A 21,260-nucleotide genomic window follows, 5' to 3' on the forward strand; every position below is an offset into this window, starting at 1 on the left:
AATATGGCCCGGCATAACTATACTGGGTCTAACGTCATAAAAATAATAAGGTAAATGTAAACGGTGTCTTTATCTGCTTCCGGAAGCGATGAGCAATGGACTATCGCAGCTTCCACGCGGGTCACTGTCGATCCCCTGTTGGATAGCCTGGTGCTCCTCACTGAATATTTTGGCTCCCCCTGCTCCAGTGAATCACTGGCGGCGGGCCTTCCCTTATCGGGAGCCGTACTGACGCCTGATTTGGTCCCTCAGGCTGCGGCCAGAGCCGGTCTTAATGCCCGCTTGACCCGTAAAGGTCTGGACCAGATATCCCCCATCATGATGCCCTGCATCCTGCTGCTGAAAGATAAGAAAGCTTGCCTTCTCAGAGAATTGACCCCTGAAAAAGCTGTCATTCAGTTGCCTGAAACCGGCGGAGAAGAGACTCTCCCCGTTGAGCAGCTCGAAACTCTCTATGTCGGTTATCTGTTTCTGGTAAAACAGCAATATCGGGGTGATATGCGCTTTGACGTGCATCATCACGACAATAAAAGCCACTGGTTACTGAAAACTTTAAAAGATGCGGCACCAATCTACCGGGATGCGCTTATTGCCTCAGTGTTGGTGAACCTCTTTGCCTTGGTTTCGCCACTCTTTATTATGAATGTGTACGATAAAGTAGTGCCCAATCTGGCATTCGAGTCTCTGTGGGTACTGGCCATTGGTGCAGGCATTGCTTACATCTTTGATTTGGTGATGCGCCAGCTTAGAAGCTACTTGATTGATGTTGCAGGTAAAAAAGTCGACATCATAGTGTCATCGCAACTGTTTGCCAAAGCCGTTGGTATTCCACTGTCAAAACGCTCTCCCAGCGTTGGCGGTATGGCCAAACAGCTCGGCGAGTTTGACAGCATTAGAGACATTCTGACATCCGCCACCATTACCACCTTGGTGGATTTACCCTTTGCGCTCTTTTTCCTGATCATCATCTTTATTGTGGCTGGCGATCTGGCGATGCTGCCATTACTCGGCGGCGCCATCATCATTGGCTACACCTTGTACATACAACCAAAACTGAAAGCCGCTATTGATGAAAGTAATAAGTTCGCCAGTTTGAAACACGGACACCTGATTGAAAGTCTGGCAGCACTTGAGTCCATCAAAGCCTATGGCGCAGAAGGGTTGGTACAAAAAAGTTGGCAACAGATGATAGGGCACACGGCCAACTGGCAGCTCAAGGCCAAAAAGCTGTCCAACTCGGTATCAAACGTTGCCAGCTTTATGGTGCAACTGACCGTGGTGGGTGTGGTCATTCTGGGGGTGTATCGGGTTGCCGATAATGCCATTTCCATGGGGGGTATTATCGCCGCAGTGATGCTTTCCAGCCGCGCCATGTCCCCCATGGCACAGTTGGCCAGTTTGTTAACCCGCGCCAATCACACAGCCAGTGCGTTAAAGCAGCTGGACCAAATCATGACTCAGGAAGATGAGTTTGAGAATAAAGGGCATTTGGTCAGTAAAACCCGTCTTATGGGCAAAATCGAAGCTGACCATGTGAGCTTTTGCTATCCGGGTTCTGAGAAACCGGTTTTGCATCCAACCTCTTTGTCTATTCAGCCGGGTGAAAAGGTGGCCATCATTGGCCGCAATGGCTCAGGGAAAAGTACGCTGGCCAAACTCCTGTGTGGTCTGTACAAACCCACCAAAGGCAGCCTCAGATACGATGGAATTGACAGCGCACAGATCCACCCCAGCGATCTGCGCAGAAACTTCGGTTACCTGCCTCAGGATGTGGTGTTGTTCCATGGTTCCATCAGAGACAACATACTCTTTGGTACCCGTCAGGTATCTGAACATCAGCTGATCCGCGCAGTACAAATCTCTGGTGTCAGCCTCTTTACCAATCTCGAATCCGAAGGTCTGGATCAACAGGTCGGCGAAGGTGGACAGGCTTTGTCTCGGGGGCAACGCCAAACTGTCGCCCTTGCTCGGGCCACCCTGAACGACCCACCCATTTTGTTGATGGACGAACCCACTGCCAGTTTGGATGCCAGAGCGGAGAAACAGTTTATTCGCGCTATGGAGCATGTCAGCAAAGACAGGACCTTACTTATCATCACCCACAAGATGCATCTGCTGAAATTGGTCGACCGGGTCATCGTATTGGACCGTGGTCATGTGCTCGCCGATGGCCCCAAAAATGACGTACTCGAGAAACTGAGTCTGGGACTGCTCGCGGGAGGCGCCAAAGGATGAGTAAAGCGCTGACAACCCGGGATCTGGAGATGGTTGATGACGTCTATGGCGCCATGATGACCGATGCCCCGACCAGCCATAGACTGACTATCTGGGCACTCACCTCATTGGTTTTTACCTTCCTCATCTGGGCATATTTTGCCGAGTTGGATCAGGTTACCGTAGGCACTGGCAAGGTTATCCCTTCGTCGCAAATTCAGGTGATTCAAAGCTTGGACGGTGGTGTACTGCAAGAGCTGTTCGTGCGCGAGGGTAATCTGGTCAGCAAGGGGGAACCCTTGGCGCGTATCGACGATACCCGCTTCCGTTCGGACTTTGCTCAACAGGAAGAAGAGGTATTCAGCTTACAGGCAAATGTGATCCGCATGAGGTCTGAACTCAACAGCATTACCGTGTCGGATATGGCATCAGACTGGCGTGAGCAGGTTCGAATCGTCAAACAGGACCTGATATTCCCCGAAGCACTTAACGCGCAAAAACCTGAAATGATTGCGCGTCAACAAGCCGAATACAACGGCCGGCTCGATAATCTGGAAAACCAACTGGAGATTCTGGCCAGGCAAATTCAGCAGCGCCAGCAGGAAAATGAAGAGCTGACTACCAAGATAGCGACCATGACCACCAGTTTTCAGCTCATTAGCCGAGAACTGGAGCTCACCCGTCCATTGGCGCAAAAAGGCATTGTACCTGAAGTTGAACTGCTGAAGCTCGAGCGCACCGTCAATGAACTCCAGGGAGAACTCAAGGCTATGCGTCAGCTCAGGCCCAAAATCAAAGCCACGCTGGATGAAGCTATCTTAAAACGCCGTGAAGCCGTGTTTGTATTCGCTGCTGATACCCGAGCCCAGCTGAATGAGATGCAAACCCGCTTGTCGCGTATGAGTGAGGCTCAGGTCGGGGCACAGGATAAGGTGAGTAAAGCGGTCATTACTTCTCCAGTGAATGGCACAGTGAAAACTGTCCATATCAACACGCTCGGCGGCGTGGTGCAGCCCGGGGTGGATATTATGGAAATCGTACCATCGGAAGACCAACTGCTCATCGAGGCCAAGATCACCCCGAAAGACATCGCTTTTTTACATGTTGGCTTGCCTGCCGTAGTTAAGGTCACGGCCTATGATTTTACCCGCTATGGCGGGTTACAAGGCACTGTTGAGCACATCAGTGCCGATACCACCCAGGACGAAGAAGGTAACAGCTTTTATCTGATACGCGTCAGGACCGCAGAGTCCAGCTTGGTTAAAGACGATGGCACGGAGATGCCAATTATCCCCGGGATGCTCACCTCAGTGGATGTCATCACCGGACAAAGATCTATTCTTGAATACATACTTAATCCAATTCTAAGAGCCAAAGACACCGCACTTAGGGAACGATGAGGCTCTAACTAAACCGGGAGGGTTTATCAATGAACAAGAAACGCTTGCAACAGTTGCGCATGGGCGTACTGGCTGCAGCCATAGGTGGCATCATGATGCCTATGGCCGCAAGTGCCATGACGCTCGAACAGGCCGTCGCCCACACGCTGGACAGCAACCCTGACCTGCGTGCTGCGTTCAATCGCTTTAAAGCGCGTGAAGAGCAGGTAAGCCAGGCAATTTCCGGCTACATGCCTACGGTGGACCTCACCGGTGGTTGGGGCTGGGAGCAAACGGACAGTCCAGCAACCCGTCGTCGCTTCGGTCGTGAAGATGGTGACTTTGAACTCAAGCGCGGTGAAGCCGGTATCAGCATCCGTCAAATGCTGTTCGATGGTTTTTATACTGCCAGCGAGGTGGATCGTCTAAGCTTTGAAGCCAGCGCAGATCAGTGGGCCTTGTTCGCCGCGGCCGAAGACATGGCGCTGGATGTGGCTAAGGTGTATGTCAATTACATCCGTACCGAGCAGGTAATGACTCTGGCGGAGAAAAACCTGGCAACTCACAAAGAAATCTATGACCAAATCAAGCAACGTACTGATTCAGGCCTGGGTTCTATTGCTGACTTGTCCCAAATCACAGGTCGTCTGGCTCGCGCCAACGCCAACGTGATTTCGGCGCGCAATAACTTCTTCGATGCCAAGGCGCAGTTCTCCCGCGTGGTAGATAAAGCACCCGACGACATGATTGTCCCCGTACCAGATGCCGATATGCTGCCAACCGACTTGTCTACCAGCGTGACCCTGGCACAGGACAACCACCCAGTGCTCAAGTCTGCTGCTGCCGACATCAATGCTGCCGAAAACGAGCGTTCATCGGCGCAATCAAGCTACTACCCACGCGTCACTCTTGAACTCGATGGTAACTGGAACAACAACCTCGATGGCGAAGACGGCATAGCGGGCACAGGTGCATTCCGTACTGATGTAGGTGGTTACAACAACGACCTGGTTGCCATGGTTCGTGTGCGTTACAACCTGTTCGCTGGCGGCAAAGATCTGGCCCGTGAAAAAGAAGCCGCTTACAAAATCGGTGAAGCCAAAGAAATACGCCAACGCGCTTACCGTGAAGTCGTTGAAGGCGTCAATCTGGCATGGAATGCCTATGAAATGCTGACACCTCAGAAAGACTATATCCGCGAGCACGTTAAAGCGGCAAAAGACACACAAGTGGCTTACACCCAACAGTTTAATCTGGGTCAGCGCACCTTACTCGACTTGCTGGATACCGAAAACGAACTCTTTGAAGCCCGTAAAGATTATCTGCAGGCCGAGTTCGATGAGATTGTTGCCAAGTATCGGGTATTGAATGCCACTGGTCGCCTGCTGGATTCACTGAAGGTAACCAGACCCACAGTATGGCAGGGAGAGCGTGAATATGAAGGGGGAGTAAAACCATGAGAATGACTTTATTGATGTTGGCTCTGCTGAGCCTTGGCGCCTGTTCCATGCGCGATACAGTGAACATGGACCAGCCTACGACGCAAGTGTTCGATCTGAACGACCCAGATCGTGACGGTGTGATTGAAGCCCGTGAGCGCTGTGCTGGCACCATGATGGGGGCAGCTATCGATAACTACGGCTGCGGTGATATCAAAACCATCAACGAACGTCGGGAAGTCAAGGTATTGTTCCCCAACGATTCATCCTATCTGGCCCCACAATACTTCGGACAAATTGAGGAACTGGCGTCGTTCATGCGTCAATTTCCCAATACCAAGGTGACCATTGAAGGCCACTGTAGCCGGACAGGTGGGTATGACTACAATATGGAGCTGTCTCAGCGCCGAGCCAATGCTGTCACCGACGTGCTGACCCAGCAATATGGTATCGACTCCGGCCGCCTCAAGGCGGTGGGATTTGGCTACAACAACCCGGTTGATCCAAGCGATACCCCTGAAGCTCACGACAAAAACCGTCGGGTGATCGCGGAAATTGTCGGTGATGACACTACTGCAGACATGAAGTGGCACATATATACTGTCGACCAGGAAGTGAAATAACATTTGAATCAATAGCATGAAAGGCGGACAAACGTTTACCCAAACAATGCTTAAGGTCTGCCAACACAGTCTGTTGGCAACGGCCATATTGGGAACTTGTCTGTTTGCCCAGTCCAGCACACAGCTGGACAGGAGCAAAATCGTTTCCACCCTGGAGAGCAAATATGGCCCCAGGGCCGGAAAACGTGCCAATGCCTGGTTTCAAGTGGTTGACTCGGCCCAAGGGCTGAGCGAAATGGAAAAGCTGACGAAGGTGAACACCTTTTTTAATCTGTTCACCTTCGTCGACGACATTAAGTTGTGGGGCGATTCCAACTATTGGGCAACACCCATGGAGTTTATCGGGGTTGCCGGTGGCGATTGTGAGGATTTTTCCATCGCCAAGTATTTTACCCTGCTGCAACTCGGTATACCGGACGAGAAGCTCAGGATCACCATGGTAAAGGCAACCTCAGTCAATCAATACCACATGGTGCTGGCCTATTATGAAACGCCGGGGTCCGTGCCACTGGTACTCGATAATCTGGATAAGGCAATCAAGCCGGCATCAGCCAGGCGAGATTTGCTGCCTGTTTATAGCTTTAACGGTAAACAACTGTGGTTAAACAAAGAAAAGGGACGGGGTGTGCTCGCGGGCTCTTCCTCGCGGCTGGAAAAATGGACCGATTTAACCCACAGATTAGGGGTTGATCGGCTCAGGCAACCCAAGATGAGATTGGAGTAACTAACGATATGACACTGTTTCGACAGCTGTATTCGCTATTGTTTGGTCTGTTTTTATTGGTAATTACTGCTTTGGCTTATGTGCAATTTACTGAGACCAAAAGCTTTTTGACCAAACAGATGGAGTCAGACCTCAATAACGTCAGCAATTCATTGGGTTTGCTGCTGGTCCCTGCTCTGGAAACCGGCGATATCGCCACCGCCGAGACTCTGATTAATGTTATCTTCGAAGGTGGCTACTACCAGCAGGTAAAGTTGACTTGGTTAGTGGATGGGAAACAGCAAGAGTGGAACAACAGCCTCGAAATCCAGGGCGTTCCCCAGTGGTTCATTAACCTTGATATATTCGGCACCATCAAAAAGGAAAGCACCATCACTTCAGGGTGGCTGCAACTGGCGCAACTGGAAGTGACAGCCCACCCAGGCTTTGGCTATCACGAGCTTTGGCGAATTCTCACCAACACAATCATCGTTTTCTCCGTCCTGTTTTTGGTTGCCATATTCCTCGCACGTTTTGGTCTTAGCTGGATTTTGAGACCACTGCACATAGTCTCTGAACACGCCAAGAGCATTGCCAATCGCCAGTTCGGCCCTGAACTTGCGATCCCAAAGACCAGTGAGTTAAAGGAAGTGGTTATTGCTTTTAACAGCATGTCTTCCCAGCTCAAGCAGATCTTCAGTTCACTGGACGAAGAAGTTACCTCGCTGCGCAAAAAGAATCTGGTGGATCAGGTATCTGGCTTGCCCAACCGTCAATATCTGGTGGGACGCATCAACAGCTGGCTCTCTGAACCCGGCAGTGGTGCACTCTTTATGGCCAAGTTTGATTGGCTTGAAGAAGTGCATGCAAAATACGGCTATCAGGTACGCGACGAAACCATCAAACTCCTGTCAGAAAAACTGCAATCCCAACTGGAAGAAATTGCGCCGGGCGTGGTTTCCAGAATTGCCGCGTTTGAGTTTGCATTCCTGGTATTTGATGTTGATAAAGAACTTATCAGTAAGTACCTGCAAACCCTGATCCGCACGGTCAATCAGGAAATCTCAAAAGCTGGTGGTAAACCCAATGAGCATTTCGCCATAGGTATTGCTGAACGCATTGGCTCAATGACAGTGTCTGACATCCTGGCGCAGTCGGATAACGCACTGCAAACCGCTATCAAGGGTGGCAAGGTGTATCACTGGTTTGAGTCCAGTGAAGAGCAGATGTTTACTCGCGAACAATGGCGCGAAAAGCTCTCCAGCGCCATCAATGCCAAACTGTTCAAATTCCGTTGGCAGCCCATTCAGCTCACAGATGGCGCAGGCCTGCTGCAGCATGAGCTTTACTGCCAATTGGAAATTGGCGATAAGCTGGCCCATGCCGGACAATTTATGCCCTATGTTGAGCTGCTTTCCCTGGGGGCTTTACTGGATAAATGTTTGATCCAAAAGGTGCATGACATACACCTGCTGGAGCGCAACTTTGAACCAGTGGCCATTAACCTGACCCATCAGAGTTTGACCGACACAGAGTTCCATCAGTGGTTACAGCAGTTCCTTCGCTCAACGCCCATGGCTGAACGTCTGTGCTTCGATATTCCTGAATCCGGGGTCTACAGTAATCCGGAAGCCTGTGAGGCCTTGTGCGCCATCATCAGGGACAATGGCGCAAAGTTTGGTATCGATCACTTTGGCCGTCAGTTTGGCTCTATGTCCTATCTGCAAACCCTGAGACCCAGCTATGTAAAACTGGATCAATCTTTTGCTTACTACGACGAAAACCAGCACAACGCCGAGCTCTGCCGTGCCTTGGTCAACGTGGCCCGTGGTTTGGAAATTCAGGTTATTGTTACAGGTATCCAGGAAAAGCCGCAGTTAGAGCGTTTTATTCCGCTGAAAACAACTGCATACCAAGGCTTTATTTCGCCACCTGTGAGTGTGGATTAATACACAGCAACACTGATAAAGGCACCTTTGGGTGCCTTTTTTATTTTTCATCCAATAGCTCGGGCTCAACCAAACAGTCACCATTCATCGAAATCGATGTCAGACAACAGATGAAACAAAGCCACACCAAACAATATTGGTTCAGACGGCGGAATAATGTGTGGAGGAGATGTGCAGAAAGAAGGTGGTCGGTGATAGAGGATTCGAACCTCTGACCCTCTGCTCCCAAAGCAGATGCGCTACCGGACTGCGCTAATCACCGAAACATCGAATAACACTGTGGCTGAAAACAAAAAAATGCCGCAAGGCATTTATCCGCATTCAAAAAGAGAGGAAGTGGTCGGTGATAGAGGATTCGAACCTCTGACCCTCTGCTCCCAAAGCAGATGCGCTACCGGACTGCGCTAATCACCGACGAATTTCTTCATCTGGAAAAGTGGGGTGACTGATGGGGCTCGAACCCACGACAACCGGAATCACAATCCGGGACTCTACCAACTGAGCTACAGTCACCACTGAATTTCCTTGCTGACCCGACTTAATCCAACTGGCGCACCCAGAAGGATTCGAACCCTCGGCCTCACCCTCCGGAGGGGTGCGCTCTATCCAACTGAGCTATGGGTGCCCCGCCGTGTCAGCGCCGCATATAGTAGGAGGTATTTGTTCCTGAGTCCAGAGCATAAAATGCTTTTTTTCATCGTTTGCTCAAGTTTTGATTAATCCACTGGTGTGTGTGCACAAAAATCGTTCTAAGAATTCACTTTGAGCCTACCCCATTCGAGAGTATGCTGTTCTTTTAACGTCTCTGTTACCCACTAATACACAACTGCGACGAACAATATGTTTAGGGATACTGGATTTAAGGATGAAGCCAATTCCCCGTCAGGGGAAAGCATTGAGCGGTTACTTAAGCGGGTTAACAGGCTCAGACGGCTAGCCGGCAAGTATAAACGCGCCGAAATCATCCGGGATGCACTCTTACAAATTACCCACATCGCCACCGAAGTAAATTCTCCGGAAGACTTCTATGCTGGCGTTCACTTGCATCTCAAATCCCTGATAGCGGCTGATAACTTTTTTATTGCCACTTACAACCACCGTACCGAACGTCTGGAAATCCCTTTCTTTGCCGATGAAATGGACCCCCACCCGGCCCAGATGTACCCAGATAGAGACATCCACAGCATACTGACGCGCGGCATTACCGGTTATGTATTTCGCTGCGGCGAAACCATGCTGTGCAACGAAGCGGACTTTGAACGCCTTGTTGCTGAAGAAGCCATCGAGAATTTGGGCAGTGCCAGCCATCAATGGCTCGGCGTGCCCATTCGGTATCAGGAGCGTACAACCGGCGTCCTGGTGGTACAAACGTACGATCCCAACGTGAGTTATGGCCTTACCGAAATCGAGCTGATGGAGTTTATCAGCCACCATATTTCAGGGGTGATGGAGCGACTCCGTCATCAGGAGCAGCTAGAACAATCCATCGATCAGCGGACAAAGGAACTCAGCGAAGCCTACGACAAGCTGAAACTCGAAGTCTATGAAAGACGCAGAGCCGAGCGGCTGCAAAAATCTCTGTTTGAAATTGCCGAATTGTCGGCCTCGGGGTTGGAGCAGGAAGACTTCTACAGCCGACTTCACAACATTCTCAGCCACCTGCTCCCCGCCAGCAACTGCTATATCGCGCTGCTTGACGATACCAATCAGCAGCTGCGTTTCCCCTTTTATGTTTCGCAGTTGGGCACAAAGCCCCCCAGCCGTCGCCCTCTGACCGACGGTTTGACTGAATACCTGCTCAGCAGACGCCGCCCACTGCTGCTGGATCAAAAAGATATTCAGGACCTGGTCAATAAGGGGGAGATTTATGTCAACACCCCTACGCTGAACAACACCCAAAAGATGCATCAATGGATTGGCGTTCCGCTCTTTATCGGAGACGAAGTTCGCGGCGCCCTGACCATTTACAGCCTCAGCATGACTCAGAACTATCAAATACGCGATCTGGAGCTGCTGACCTTTGTTTCCCAGCACATAGGCACCGCCATCGAGCGAAAACAGCATGCTGAGTTCATGAAAAAGAGTTACGAGCGACTCGAATCAAAAGTCGCTGAACGCACCCGCGAGCTGGAACTGGAAATTCAACGCCGCCGTGAAGTGGAACAAAAGCTGATTCACGACGCCAAACACGACACCCTGACAGGCCTGCCCAATCGTAGTATGTTTACCGAACGTCTCGGCCAGGCTGTGCGTCATGTGAGGCGCCATGGACGTGACCAATTCGCCCTGCTCTTCATCGACCTCGACAGATTCAAGCAAATCAATGACACCCTGGGTCACCTTGAGGGCGACCGCTTCCTGATAGAAACGGCCCGCCGACTGTCCAATTGCATTCGCGAAAACGACACCCTTGGCAGATTGGGGGGCGATGAATTTGTCGTGCTCCTCGACCAAATCAATACTCCCAAGGATGCCGAGGAAGTAGCCGAACGCATCCTGTCGCAGCTGTCAGAACCCTTTCAGTTGGGGGATGCCTTGTTTCAGTCCGGCGCCAGCATCGGCATTGCAGTGAGTGGGCGCAGCCAACAGGATACCCCCGAGTCAATGCTGAGAGACGCTGACGCTGCCATGTATCAGGCCAAGTCCCGGGGCAAGGGTTGCTATGTGGTTTACGACAGCAAACGTCGGCAAGAACATCAGGCAGAACTGCATGACGAAGCCTTACTGCGGGACGCATTGGCGCGGGATGAGTTATATCTCAAAATCCTGCCGGTGGAATCTCTCTCCTCGGGTGAACCTCTCGCCTACCGTTTAAGCCTTGGCTGGCGTCCCCCCAAAGGGGGCGAGCTGGCTGAAGACACCATTTTGTCCATTGCCGAGCGCTCCAATCTTATCCTAGAGCTGGACCGCTGTTTGCTCAGACACCTGAAGCGTCCACTTCCCCTCGAGCTCAACGAAGCCGAACTGCATTTGTGTTTATCCAGCGCTCACCTCAAGCACAAACATGCCCTGAGAGGCCTGAAAAATATGGTCAGAGAGCTGAATCTGGATACCGCAAGGTTGTGGTTGTTCTTCGATGAGCGCGCCCTGGTGCAAGACACTCAGGGACACATTGCAGGCTTTGAGGCACTGGGAAAACTGGGGGTGAACTTTGGGCTATCCGGCTATGGCAATGGCTACAGCTCTCTTAAATCCCTTACTTTAATGCCCATCAAGGCGTTAAGGTTGGCGCCTACGACTGACAGACTTGGCTCGGAAAAAGTGCGCTTACTCACCGCCTCGGCAATGGCAGCCACGTCATTGGGATTAATCGTTATCGCCTCAGGCACCGAATGCAGCCTCACCCGCCAGAGTTTGATTCAGGCCGGCATAGACCGCATTCAACAACTGCAGCCACTGAATCAGGCACAGAGCAGCGTCTGCGCCTGATGTCCCGAGACATTATTTTTTAAACATGGCCCTGAGGTTGGCGATGTTGGCTTTGCCCGTTTCCTGACGTTGTTGCTCTGTCTGGGGCTGCTTGCGACTCTCCCAAATCAAGTCATCCTGAGGTAGCTCGTCCAGAAAACGGCTGGGTTCACAGCGCATGGTTTCGCCGAACTGACGCCGCTCACGGCACAGGGTAAACCAAAGCTCACGCTGCGCCCTGGTCACCCCCACGTATGCGAGCCGGCGCTCTTCTTCCACATTGTCTTCATCAATGCTGGTCTGGTGCGGCAGAATGCGCTCTTCCATGCCAATCATGAACACATAGGGAAACTCCAACCCCTTAGAGGCATGGAGGGTCATCAGCTGCACCTGATCGCCGGCTTCGTCTTCACTGTTGCGCTCCATCATGTCTCTGAGCGTCAAACGGCCCACGACCTCCGGCAGCGTCATGGGCTCATCCAGATCGTCACCATTGAGCATCTCAGTCACCCAGCGATACAGCTCGGAGATGTTCTTCATCCGCATTTCGGCCGCTTTGGCGCTGGGGCTGGTCTCGTAGAGGAAGTCCTCGTAATTGATTTTGCGGATAAGCTGCTTGATGGCATCCACACCTTCACCGCGCTCGGCAATATCACCGGTTTCCACGATAAAGCGGCCAAATTGCTCCAGCGCCGTCATGGCACTGTTCCCCAGATGGAGCTCCAACTCAGGCTCAAAAATGGCGGCAAACATGGAAATATGTTTGCTGTTAGCAAAGTTCCCAAGCCGCTCCAGGGTTGCCGGGCCTATGCCGCGTTTGGGCAGGTTTACGATGCGCAAAAACGCATTGTCATCGTCCGGATTCACCACCAGCCGCAGATAGGCCATGATGTCTTTAATTTCGGCGCGGGAGAAAAACGAGGTACCACCACTGAGCTTGTAGGGAATACGGTTGGTCATCAGTGCCCTTTCTATCAGGCGCGACTGGTGGTTGCCACGGTAGAGAATGGCGTAATCGCCGTAACTGGTTTTGCCCACAAAGCGATGGCGAATAATTTCAGCCACCACCCGCTCGGCCTCCTGCTCTTCATTCAGCGCCGTGATCACCCGCATGGGCTCGCCGTAGGCAAGCTCAGAAAACAGTGACTTGTCGTACACATGGGGATTGTTGGCAATAAGGATGTTGGCCGCACGCAGGATTCGCTGACTGGATCGGTAGTTCTGCTCCAGCTTGATAAGCTTGAGGCTCGGAAAGTCCTTACTGAGCAACACCAGGTTTTGTGGCTTGGCACCGCGCCAGGAATAAATTGACTGGTCATCGTCACCCACCACGGTAAAACGGGCGCGCTCGCCCACCAACAGCTTTACCAGCTCATATTGACTGCCATTGGTGTCCTGATATTCGTCCACCAGCAGGTACTGGATACGGGTCTGCCAGCGCCTGCGCACTTCTTCGTTATGCCTCAGCAGCAGGGTCGGCAGCAGAATAAGGTCATCAAAGTCGAGGGCATTGTATGCCTTCATATGCTGGGCATAGCGCTGATACAAGAGGGCAAACAGCTGCTCCCGTTCATCTTTGGCGAACTTGCGGGCATGATCCGGGATCACCAACGCGCCCTTCCAGTTGGAAATCGAGGTCGCCAACAGCTTGAGCAGATCCTTGTCTTCCTGAAGCTCTTTTTCAGTGAGCTCCTTTAACAGCGCCAGGGTGTCCTGGTCATCAAACAGCGAAAAGCCGGCCTTGAGTCCTACGGCCTTGTGCTCGCGCTTGAGAATTTCCAGACCCAGGGTGTGGAAGGTAGAAATCCACAGCCCCCGCGCTTCATTGCGACCCATGGATTGGGCGACCCGCTCTTTCATCTCCCGCGCCGCCTTATTGGTAAAGGTCACGGCGGCAATATTGCGAGCCTGATAGCCACACCTCTGCACCAGATAAGCAATTTTGTTGATGATCACCCGCGTTTTACCACTGCCCGCACCCGCCAATACCAGACAAGGACCGGAAACATAATGGACTGCATCATTTTGTGCGGGGTTCAGCTTCATGAGGGCGATATTTAACCGGGTTAACCAAACAGAGGACTGGCGATCATAGCAGATCCCAAAGCATGCAGGCGACCCTGCAGCGCTTGCCAAATTTTTTGCAGCACCATAAAATGAATGAACGTTCATTCACTACAGGTGTCAGTTATGGACAATAAGCGGGAACAAATTCTCAGAGCAGCCGAAAACATTATCGCCAACGACGGACTGCACAATCTGTCGATGCAGAAGCTGGCCAAAGATGCCGGTGTGGCTGCGGGCACCATCTATCGGTATTTCGCCGATAAAGATGCCCTCATCGATGAATTGAGACGCGATGTGCTGACCCAAATCGCCAACTTTATTCTCGCTGATGCCGTTGAAGGCAGCATCGAGGCCCGTTTTCGGCGTATCTGGTTCAACATCATCCGCCTCGGTGAAACCTGCACCCTGGAGCGGCTCAACTTCGAGCAATACACCCATCTTCCCGGCGCCAACAGCGAAGAGCACCGTAAGTTTGAGCGGGAAACCTTCGCCCCCCTGCACGCACTCTTCGCCGAGGCGAAGGCCCAGGGACTGATGTTGGAGATGGATGATGAACTCTTGTTTGCGCTGGCCTTTGAGCCGGCCGTGGGCCTGTGCAGGCGAATGCGCCGCACCGGCATGAACTTTCAACAAAGCGAGCTGGAGCAGGTATGTGACCTGTGCTGGCGCGCCATCAAGCCTCACCAATAAGCGGAGCCAATAGGCAATGAAAAAGTGGATTCTGGTCATGCTGACCATAGCGCTGGTGACTCTGGGGAGTGTCATCGGCTTTAATCTGTTTGTAAAAGGCAAGATTGCCGACGCCATCGCCAATATGCCGGAAGCCGAGTTTCCGGTTACAGCGCTGGCAGTAAGCCCTACACAGTGGCAACCCACCATTGATGCCATCGGCTTTGTCGAGCCCCATCAGGGTGTCACCATCGCCAACGAAGCGGCGGGTGTAGTCACCAACATCGCCTTCGAAAATGGCAGCAATATCAGCAAAGACCAGTTGCTGGTTGCCCTGGACACCCGGGTCGAAAAGGCAAACCTGCAGGCCAAGCTGGTGCAGCTGCCTGCCGCTGAAGCCGACTTCAAACGCTTAACTCGTTTGTACGCACAAAAATCGGTATCAAAGCAGGACCTGGACAACGCCGAGGCCAAGTATCTGGCACTGAAGGCCGATATCGAAAGCCTGGAAGCCACCATAGGTCGCCGCGAAATCCGCGCACCCTTCTCTGGCCTGGTGGGTATCCGCAACATTAACCTCGGTGAGTATCTGCAGGTTGGCAGTGACATAGTGCGTCTTGAAGACATCAGCACCATGAAAATCCGCTTCACCATTCCACAAACCCAGTTACCCAGAGTAGCCGTGGGGCAAAAAATTCATGTGTATGTGGATGCCTATCCGGAAGAAGCCTTCGAAGGGGAAATTGCCGCCATCGAACCTGCGGTCTTTTATCAAAGCGGTCTGATTCAGATCCAGGCGCGGATCCCCAACGATCATGCCCGCCTCAGAAGCGGTATGTTTGCCCGGGTCAGCGTTCTCCTCGATAAGCTCGAGCAACAAATCGTACTGCCGCAGACTGCCATTAACTTTACGCTTTATGGCAACTCGGTTTATCTGGTTGAGAAGCATGACGAAAACGGCCAGGCTGCTTTAAGAGTTCGCCAAATCAACGTGAATGTACTCGAGCGCAGTGGCAACGATGCTCTGGTCACGGGCCCGCTGAAGCAAGGCGATCTGGTGGTCACATCAGGGCAAATCCGCCTGTCCAACAACAGCAAGGTCAGCGTGGTGGAAGATAAGGCCATGACCGAAGCCGCCACCATGCCCAAGCTCTAAGGAGATATCCGGATGCGCTTTACAGATATCTTTATCAAACGGCCGGTGCTTGCCGTTTCGATAAGCTTCCTCATACTGCTGCTGGGATTGAATGCCCTCAAAAGCATGCAGGTGCGGGAATATCCCGAGATGACCAATACCGTGGTCAACGTGGCCACCAGTTATTATGGTGCCGACGCCAACCTCATTCAGGGCTTTATTACCCAGCCGCTGGAACAGGCATTGGCCCAGGCCGACAACGTGGATTTTATGACCTCCGAGAGTTTTCTCGGCAAGTCCAATATCAACGTGTACATGAAGCTCAATACCGATCCCAATGGCGCCCTGGCTGATATTCTTGCCAAGGTAAACTCGGTGCGCTCGCAGCTGCCCAAGGAGTCGGAAGACCCGACTGTGACCATGTCCACCGGCTCACAAACGTCTGTGCTCTATATCGCCTTTTCCAGCGACAGCATCAACTCGAGCCAGCTCACGGACTATCTGGAGCGGGTGGTTAAACCGCAGCTCTTTACCATCAACGGGGTCGCCAAGGTTAACCTCTACGGCGGTATCCAGTACTCGATGCGCATATGGCTCGACCCGGCTCGCATGGGCGCGTTCAACCTGAGCGCCACCGAGGTGATGCAGGTACTGCAGGCCAACAACTTCCAGTCTGCAGTGGGGCAGGCCAATGGTGTCTATACCCTGTTTAACGGCACCGCCGATACTCAGGTGGCCACCATTGACGAACTGAAACGCTTGGTGATTAAAAGTGGTGACGGCAAGGTTGTGCGCCTCGGTGACATTGCTGAAGTGTCTCTGGATAAGAGCCACGATGTGTACCGCGCACTGGCCGACGGTCAGGAGGCCGTGGTCATAGGTCTGGACGTGACACCCACGGCCAACCCTCTCACGGTGGCCGCCGATGCCCGTACTCTGTTGCCGGAAATCGAGCGCAGTCTGCCGCCATCCATCAAGGCGCGCATTCTCTATGATTCATCCCGCGCCATCGATGAGTCCATCAATGAGGTTATCAAAACCATAGGTGAAGCGGCGATTATCGTGATTGTGGTGATCACCCTGTTTTTGGGTTCGCTGCGCGCCGTGCTTATTCCAATTGTGACCATTCCACTGTCGCTGATTGGCGTGGCCATCATCATGCAAACATTCGGCTTCAGTTTGAACCTGATGACACTGCTCGCCATGGTACTGGCCATCGGCCTGGTGGTGGACGATGCCATCGTGGTGGTGGAAAACGTCGACAGACACATCAAGCTCGGCGAAAGCCCGTTTCGCGCTGCCATCATTGGTACCCGTGAAATCGCGGTGCCGGTAATCTCCATGACCATCACCCTGGCGGCGGTGTACGCCCCCATCGCGCTGATGGGCGGCATCACGGGCTCCTTGTTTAAAGAGTTTGCCCTGACCCTGGCGGGCGCCGTATTTATCTCGGGGATTGTGGCACTGACTCTGTCGCCCATGATGTGCTCGAAAATCCTCAAAGAGCACAGTGCGCCGAGCAAGTTTGAGCATGCGGTTGAAACAACCCTGAGTCGCATGACCGACAGTTACGCCCGCATGCTGGCGGCTGTCATGCAAAGGCGTGCCGTGGTCGTGGCCTTCGCGATTATCGTGTTTGCCTCGCTGCCGTTTTTGTTTAAATTCATCCCCGCTGAGCTTGCCCCCAAGGAAGACAAAGGTGTGGTGATGATGATGGGTACAGCGCCTTCCACGGCCAACCTCGATTACATCCAGGCCAACATGACGCTGGTCACCAACATGATTGCGGCCCAGCCTGAATCAGCAGCCTCACTCGCCTTTGTGGGCATTCCAAACGCCAATCAGGCATTTGGTATTGCGCCGCTGGTACCCTGGAGCGAGCGTGACAAGAGCCAGAAGGAGATGCAGAAGTTCTTTGCCGGTGAGGTCAAGAGCATCCCCGGCATGGCGGTAACCACCTTCGAGATGCCTGAATTGCCCGGCGCCTCCAGCGGTTTGCCAATTCAGTTTGTGGTCACTACCGCCAGCAGTTTTGAGAGCCTGTTCCAGATTGGTACTCAGGTGCTGGAGAAGGTGCAAAAGAGCCCGTATTTCATCTACTCCGAGATGAACCTCAAGTTCGACTCAGGCAGCATGCGCATCCATATCAAGCGCGATCTGGCAGGCACCTACGGGGTGACCATGCAGGATATAGGCATGACACTGTCGACCATGATGAGCGACGGCTATGTTAACCGCATCAACCTCGATGGCCGCTCCTATGAAGTGATCCCTCAGGTGGAGCGTAAACTGCGCGCCAATCCCGAGTCGCTGGCAAATTATTACGTGAAGGCCGCCGACGGTAATTCCATTCCGCTCTCAAGCCTGGTGGAAATCGAGATGGTGGCTCAGCCCCGCTCTTTGCCCCACTTCAACCAGATGAACTCGCTGACCATTGGCGGCGTGGCCACCCCCGGGGTTGCCATAGGGGATGCCATCGCCTTCCTGCAGGACATAGGCGACAACGAGTTGCCCAAGGGCTACAACTACGACTTCCTCGGCGAAGCCCGACAGTTTGTGACCGAAGGCTCGGCGCTGTACAGCACCTTCCTGCTGGCCATTGCCATCATCTTTTTGGTGTTGGCGAGTCAGTTCGAGAGCCTGAAAGACCCTGTGGTTATCCTGGTGTCTGTGCCGCTGGCCATCTGTGGCGCCCTGATTGCACTGGGGTGGACACATGTTTTCGGGCTCTCGTCCATGAACATCTATACCCAGGTGGGCCTGATCACTCTGGTGGGACTTATCACCAAACACGGGATCCTGATGTGTGAGGTGGCCAAGGAAGAGCAGCTGCACCGCGGTATCGATCGCATCGAGGCCATCAGTCTGGCAGCCAAAATCCGCTTGCGCCCCATCCTGATGACCACCGCAGCCATGATTGCGGGCCTTATTCCGCTGCTGTTCGCCTCCGGCGCCGGCGCCGTAGCCCGCTTCAACATAGGTCTGGTGATTGTGGCTGGCCTTGCCATAGGCACTGTGTTCACCCTGTTTGTACTGCCGGTGATCTACAGCTTCCTCGGCGAAAAGCACAAGCCGCTGCCTGAATTTGTCGAGGCCAACGCCTGATAACCGAACCTTTGAAAAAAGCCGGGACTATCCCGGCTTTTTTATTGCCCTTCTCAGCCCATTCCCCCTCGCCTGCAACAATGCTAACGCTTAAATAACAGGTCGTTGCAATCGCTAAATGTGATTGGAAGCCGACTCTCCCCTCTACTAGTATGAGGAGGTCAATACAATGTGCAGCCAAAGGTGTCGGCAGCAAATGGCAGCTGAGTGACTCAGTGGCCCAGCCCCTGTCGATACCGTGTTTTCTGATGGAAGCCCTTAAACAGGGAATGGTACTAAGGAGAGCAGCAACATGAGTAATGAAGGCAAATGTCCGGTGATGCACGGTGGTGCAACCTCTGCCACCCAGGCAGACAACCACTGGTGGCCCAAGGCCCTGAACCTCGACATCCTCCACCAGCACGACAGCAAAACCAACCCCATGGCGCCGGGTTTTAATTACCGGGAAGCCCTCAAAGGCCTCGATGTAGAGGCGCTCAAACACGATCTCAAAGCCCTGATGACCGACAGCCAGACCTGGTGGCCAGCCGATTGGGGCCATTATGGCGGCCTGATGATCCGTATGGCGTGGCACTCGGCCGGCACCTACCGCATTGCCGACGGTCGCGGCGGTGGCGGCCATGGTGCACAGCGCTTCGCTCCGCTTAACTCCTGGCCTGACAATGGCAACCTCGACAAGGCGCGGCGCCTGCTGTGGCCCATCAAACAGAAATACGGCAACAAGCTGAGCTGGGCCGATTTGATGATTTTGGCGGGCAACATGGCCTATGAGTCCATGGGGCTGAAAACCTTTGGCTTTGCCTTTGGCCGCGAAGATATCTGGCATCCCGAGAAAGACACCTATTGGGGGGCAGAAAAAGAATGGCTTGCCCCCAGTGGCGGTGCAAACAGTCGCTATTCCGGGGTTCGCGATCTGCAAAACCCGCTGGCGGCGGTCATGATGGGGCTGATTTATGTCAATCCCGAAGGGGTGGACGGCAACCCAGACCCACTGAAAACCGCCCAGGACATGCGCGTGACCTTTGCCAGAATGGCGATGAATGACGAAGAAACCGTGGCGCTGACCGCCGGTGGTCACACCGTGGGCAAGGCCCATGGTAATGGCAGCGCCGCCAACCTGGGGCCAGAGCCAGAGGCTGCCCCCCTGGAAGAACAAGGCTTTGGCTGGATGAATCATCAAAGCCGGGGCATAGGCCGCAACACAGTCACCAGCGGTATCGAAGGCGCCTGGACCACCCACCCCACCCGTTGGGACAACGGCTATTTCCATCTACTGTTCAGCTACGACTGGGCGCTCACCAAGAGCCCGGCAGGCGCCTGGCAGTGGGAGCCGGTGAACATCAAGGAAGAAGACAAGCCGGTGGATGTGGAAGACCCCAGCATTCGCTGCAATCCCATGATGACAGATGCGGACATGGCGCTGAAGATGGACCCGGATTACCGCCGCATCGCCGAAAAATTTTATAACGATCCCGAGTATTTTGCCGACACCTTTGCCAGAGCATGGTTCAAGCTCACTCACAGGGATATGGGCCCAAAATCCCGCTACTTTGGCCCCGATGTGCCCGTTGAAGACTTGATTTGGCAAGACCCAGTTCCCAATGGCAACAGCCAGTACGATCCGGAAGCTGTAAAAGCACGCATCGCCGCCACAGGGCTTGGCGCCGCCGAATTGGTTGCCACCGCATGGGACAGCGCCAGAACCTATAGAAACTCAGACAAGCGCGGCGGCGCCAATGGTGCCCGTATTCGCTTGTTGCCGCAAAAAGACTGGGCGGCCAATGAGCCCACCAGACTGGCCAGGGTATTGGAACTGCTCACCCCCATCGCCAACAACATGGGTGTCAGCATAGCCGACACCCTGATACTGGGAGGTAACCTCGGTGTCGAGCTGGCTGCCAAGGCCGCCGGTTTCAATATCAAGGTACCTTTCATCCCAGGTCGCGGTGATGCCAGCCAGGCACAAACAGACATCGACTCCTTTGAGGTGCTCGAGCCACTGGCAGATGGCTTCCGTAACTGGCAAAAGCAGGAGTTCGTAGTCACGCCGGAAGAAATGCTGCTCGACCGGGCACAACTGATGGGGCTCTCTGCGCCGGAAATGACAGTGCTGATTGGCGGCATGCGGGCCATGGCGGTCAACCATGGTGGCACGGCACATGGGGTGCTGACCGACAATCCCGGCAGCCTCAGCAATGACTTTTTCGTTAACCTCACCGATATGAGCTACAGCTGGAAGCCGGTCGCCAACAATCTCTATGAGATCTGCGAACGGGCCAGTGGCCAGAAAAAATGGACCGCCACCCGGGTCGATTTGGTGTTTGGCTCCAACTCGGTATTGCGCGCCTACGCCGAATACTATGCCCAGAACGACAACAAGGAGACCTTTGTGAAGGACTTCGTGGCCGCCTGGTGCAAGGTAATGAATGCTGACCGCTTCGATACCTAGGACAACTGTGCGCTCCTGGACTGACAACGCCTCCGTAAGGAGGCGTTTCATCATCTATAGCAGCACTTGGGCTTGAGCATTGGCTGGGGTACAATCGAGCCAATTCAAACCAAGGCGGAA

General features: G+C 53.3%; 12 protein-coding genes and 4 tRNA genes. 11 read left to right on the forward strand and 5 right to left on the reverse strand.

Features of this window, described 5'->3' with window-relative positions; translation table 11 throughout:
* Positions 1 to 63: 63 nt before the first annotated feature.
* Genes K0H79_RS16960 through K0H79_RS16985 form a run of 6 tightly spaced genes read left to right on the forward strand, consistent with a single transcriptional unit; the run spans position 64 to position 8,307 of the window.
* On the forward strand, positions 64 to 2,235 hold the full coding sequence (locus K0H79_RS16960; protein ID WP_220076593.1) for a type I secretion system permease/ATPase: 2,172 nt from the start codon (positions 64 to 66) through the stop codon (positions 2,233 to 2,235).
* Positions 2,232 to 3,614: an HlyD family type I secretion periplasmic adaptor subunit gene (locus K0H79_RS16965; protein ID WP_220076594.1), complete on the forward strand. Its 1,383-nt coding sequence runs from the start codon at positions 2,232 to 2,234 to the stop codon at positions 3,612 to 3,614. Before K0H79_RS16960 ends, K0H79_RS16965 begins: the two co-directional genes overlap by 4 nt.
* Before the next feature lie 59 nt (positions 3,615 to 3,673).
* Entirely contained in the window at positions 3,674 to 5,053 is a 1,380-nt protein-coding gene (locus tag K0H79_RS16970; RefSeq protein ID WP_408733400.1) for a TolC family outer membrane protein, read from the forward strand.
* Positions 5,050 to 5,655, forward strand: a complete 606-nt coding sequence (locus tag K0H79_RS16975; RefSeq protein ID WP_220065839.1) for an OmpA family protein — start codon at positions 5,050 to 5,052, stop codon at positions 5,653 to 5,655. Before K0H79_RS16970 ends, K0H79_RS16975 begins: the two co-directional genes overlap by 4 nt.
* A gap of 16 nt (positions 5,656 to 5,671) precedes the next feature.
* A complete protein-coding gene (locus tag K0H79_RS16980) occupies positions 5,672 to 6,379 on the forward strand; it encodes a transglutaminase-like cysteine peptidase (RefSeq protein ID WP_220076596.1) in 708 nt (235 codons plus the stop codon).
* A gap of 8 nt (positions 6,380 to 6,387) precedes the next feature.
* Positions 6,388 to 8,307, forward strand: a complete 1,920-nt coding sequence (locus K0H79_RS16985; protein ID WP_220065841.1) for an EAL domain-containing protein — start codon at positions 6,388 to 6,390, stop codon at positions 8,305 to 8,307.
* 185 nt (positions 8,308 to 8,492) lie between these two features.
* Here K0H79_RS16985 and K0H79_RS16990 read toward each other — a convergent pair.
* From K0H79_RS16990 to K0H79_RS17005, 4 genes are all read right to left on the reverse strand, one after another.
* Positions 8,493 to 8,569 (reverse strand) — tRNA-Pro (locus tag K0H79_RS16990).
* 75 nt (positions 8,570 to 8,644) lie between these two features.
* Positions 8,645 to 8,721 (reverse strand) — tRNA-Pro (locus K0H79_RS16995).
* A 23-nt stretch (positions 8,722 to 8,744) separates the two neighbouring features.
* Positions 8,745 to 8,820: transfer RNA gene (locus K0H79_RS17000), tRNA-His, on the reverse strand.
* 35 nt (positions 8,821 to 8,855) lie between these two features.
* Positions 8,856 to 8,932, reverse strand: a tRNA-Arg gene (locus K0H79_RS17005).
* A gap of 215 nt (positions 8,933 to 9,147) precedes the next feature.
* Here K0H79_RS17005 and K0H79_RS17010 point away from each other — a divergent pair.
* Positions 9,148 to 11,736, forward strand: a complete 2,589-nt coding sequence (locus K0H79_RS17010; protein WP_220076597.1) for a diguanylate cyclase domain-containing protein — start codon at positions 9,148 to 9,150, stop codon at positions 11,734 to 11,736.
* Between the two features lie 12 nt (positions 11,737 to 11,748).
* On the opposite strand, the gene rep is transcribed toward K0H79_RS17010, so the two are convergent.
* Positions 11,749 to 13,761 carry a DNA helicase Rep gene (gene rep / locus K0H79_RS17015; protein WP_220076598.1) on the reverse strand — a complete coding sequence of 671 codons (2,013 nt, stop codon included), beginning with the start codon at positions 13,759 to 13,761 and terminating at the stop codon, positions 11,749 to 11,751.
* 144 nt (positions 13,762 to 13,905) lie between these two features.
* Here rep and K0H79_RS17020 point away from each other — a divergent pair, with 144 nt between their 5' ends.
* The 4 genes from K0H79_RS17020 to katG all read left to right on the forward strand — a co-directional run bounded on the left by K0H79_RS17020 (position 13,906) and on the right by katG (position 21,140).
* Positions 13,906 to 14,472: a TetR/AcrR family transcriptional regulator gene (locus tag K0H79_RS17020; protein WP_220065844.1), complete on the forward strand. Its 567-nt coding sequence runs from the start codon at positions 13,906 to 13,908 to the stop codon at positions 14,470 to 14,472.
* A gap of 16 nt (positions 14,473 to 14,488) precedes the next feature.
* Positions 14,489 to 15,607 (forward strand): efflux RND transporter periplasmic adaptor subunit, encoded by a 1,119-nt coding sequence (locus K0H79_RS17025; RefSeq protein ID WP_220076599.1) that lies wholly within the window; start codon positions 14,489 to 14,491, stop codon positions 15,605 to 15,607.
* Positions 15,608 to 15,619: 12 nt separating this feature from the next.
* Positions 15,620 to 18,691, forward strand: a complete 3,072-nt coding sequence (locus K0H79_RS17030) for a multidrug efflux RND transporter permease subunit (protein ID WP_220076600.1) — start codon at positions 15,620 to 15,622, stop codon at positions 18,689 to 18,691.
* A gap of 292 nt (positions 18,692 to 18,983) precedes the next feature.
* A complete protein-coding gene (gene katG / locus K0H79_RS17035) occupies positions 18,984 to 21,140 on the forward strand; it encodes a catalase/peroxidase HPI (protein ID WP_220076601.1) in 2,157 nt (718 codons plus the stop codon).
* The last annotated feature ends 120 nt before the right edge of the window (positions 21,141 to 21,260 follow it).

Origin of the sequence: Shewanella sp. FJAT-52076, from assembly GCF_019457455.1 — a bacterium.
Lineage (GTDB): Bacteria > Pseudomonadota > Gammaproteobacteria > Enterobacterales > Shewanellaceae > Shewanella > Shewanella zhangzhouensis.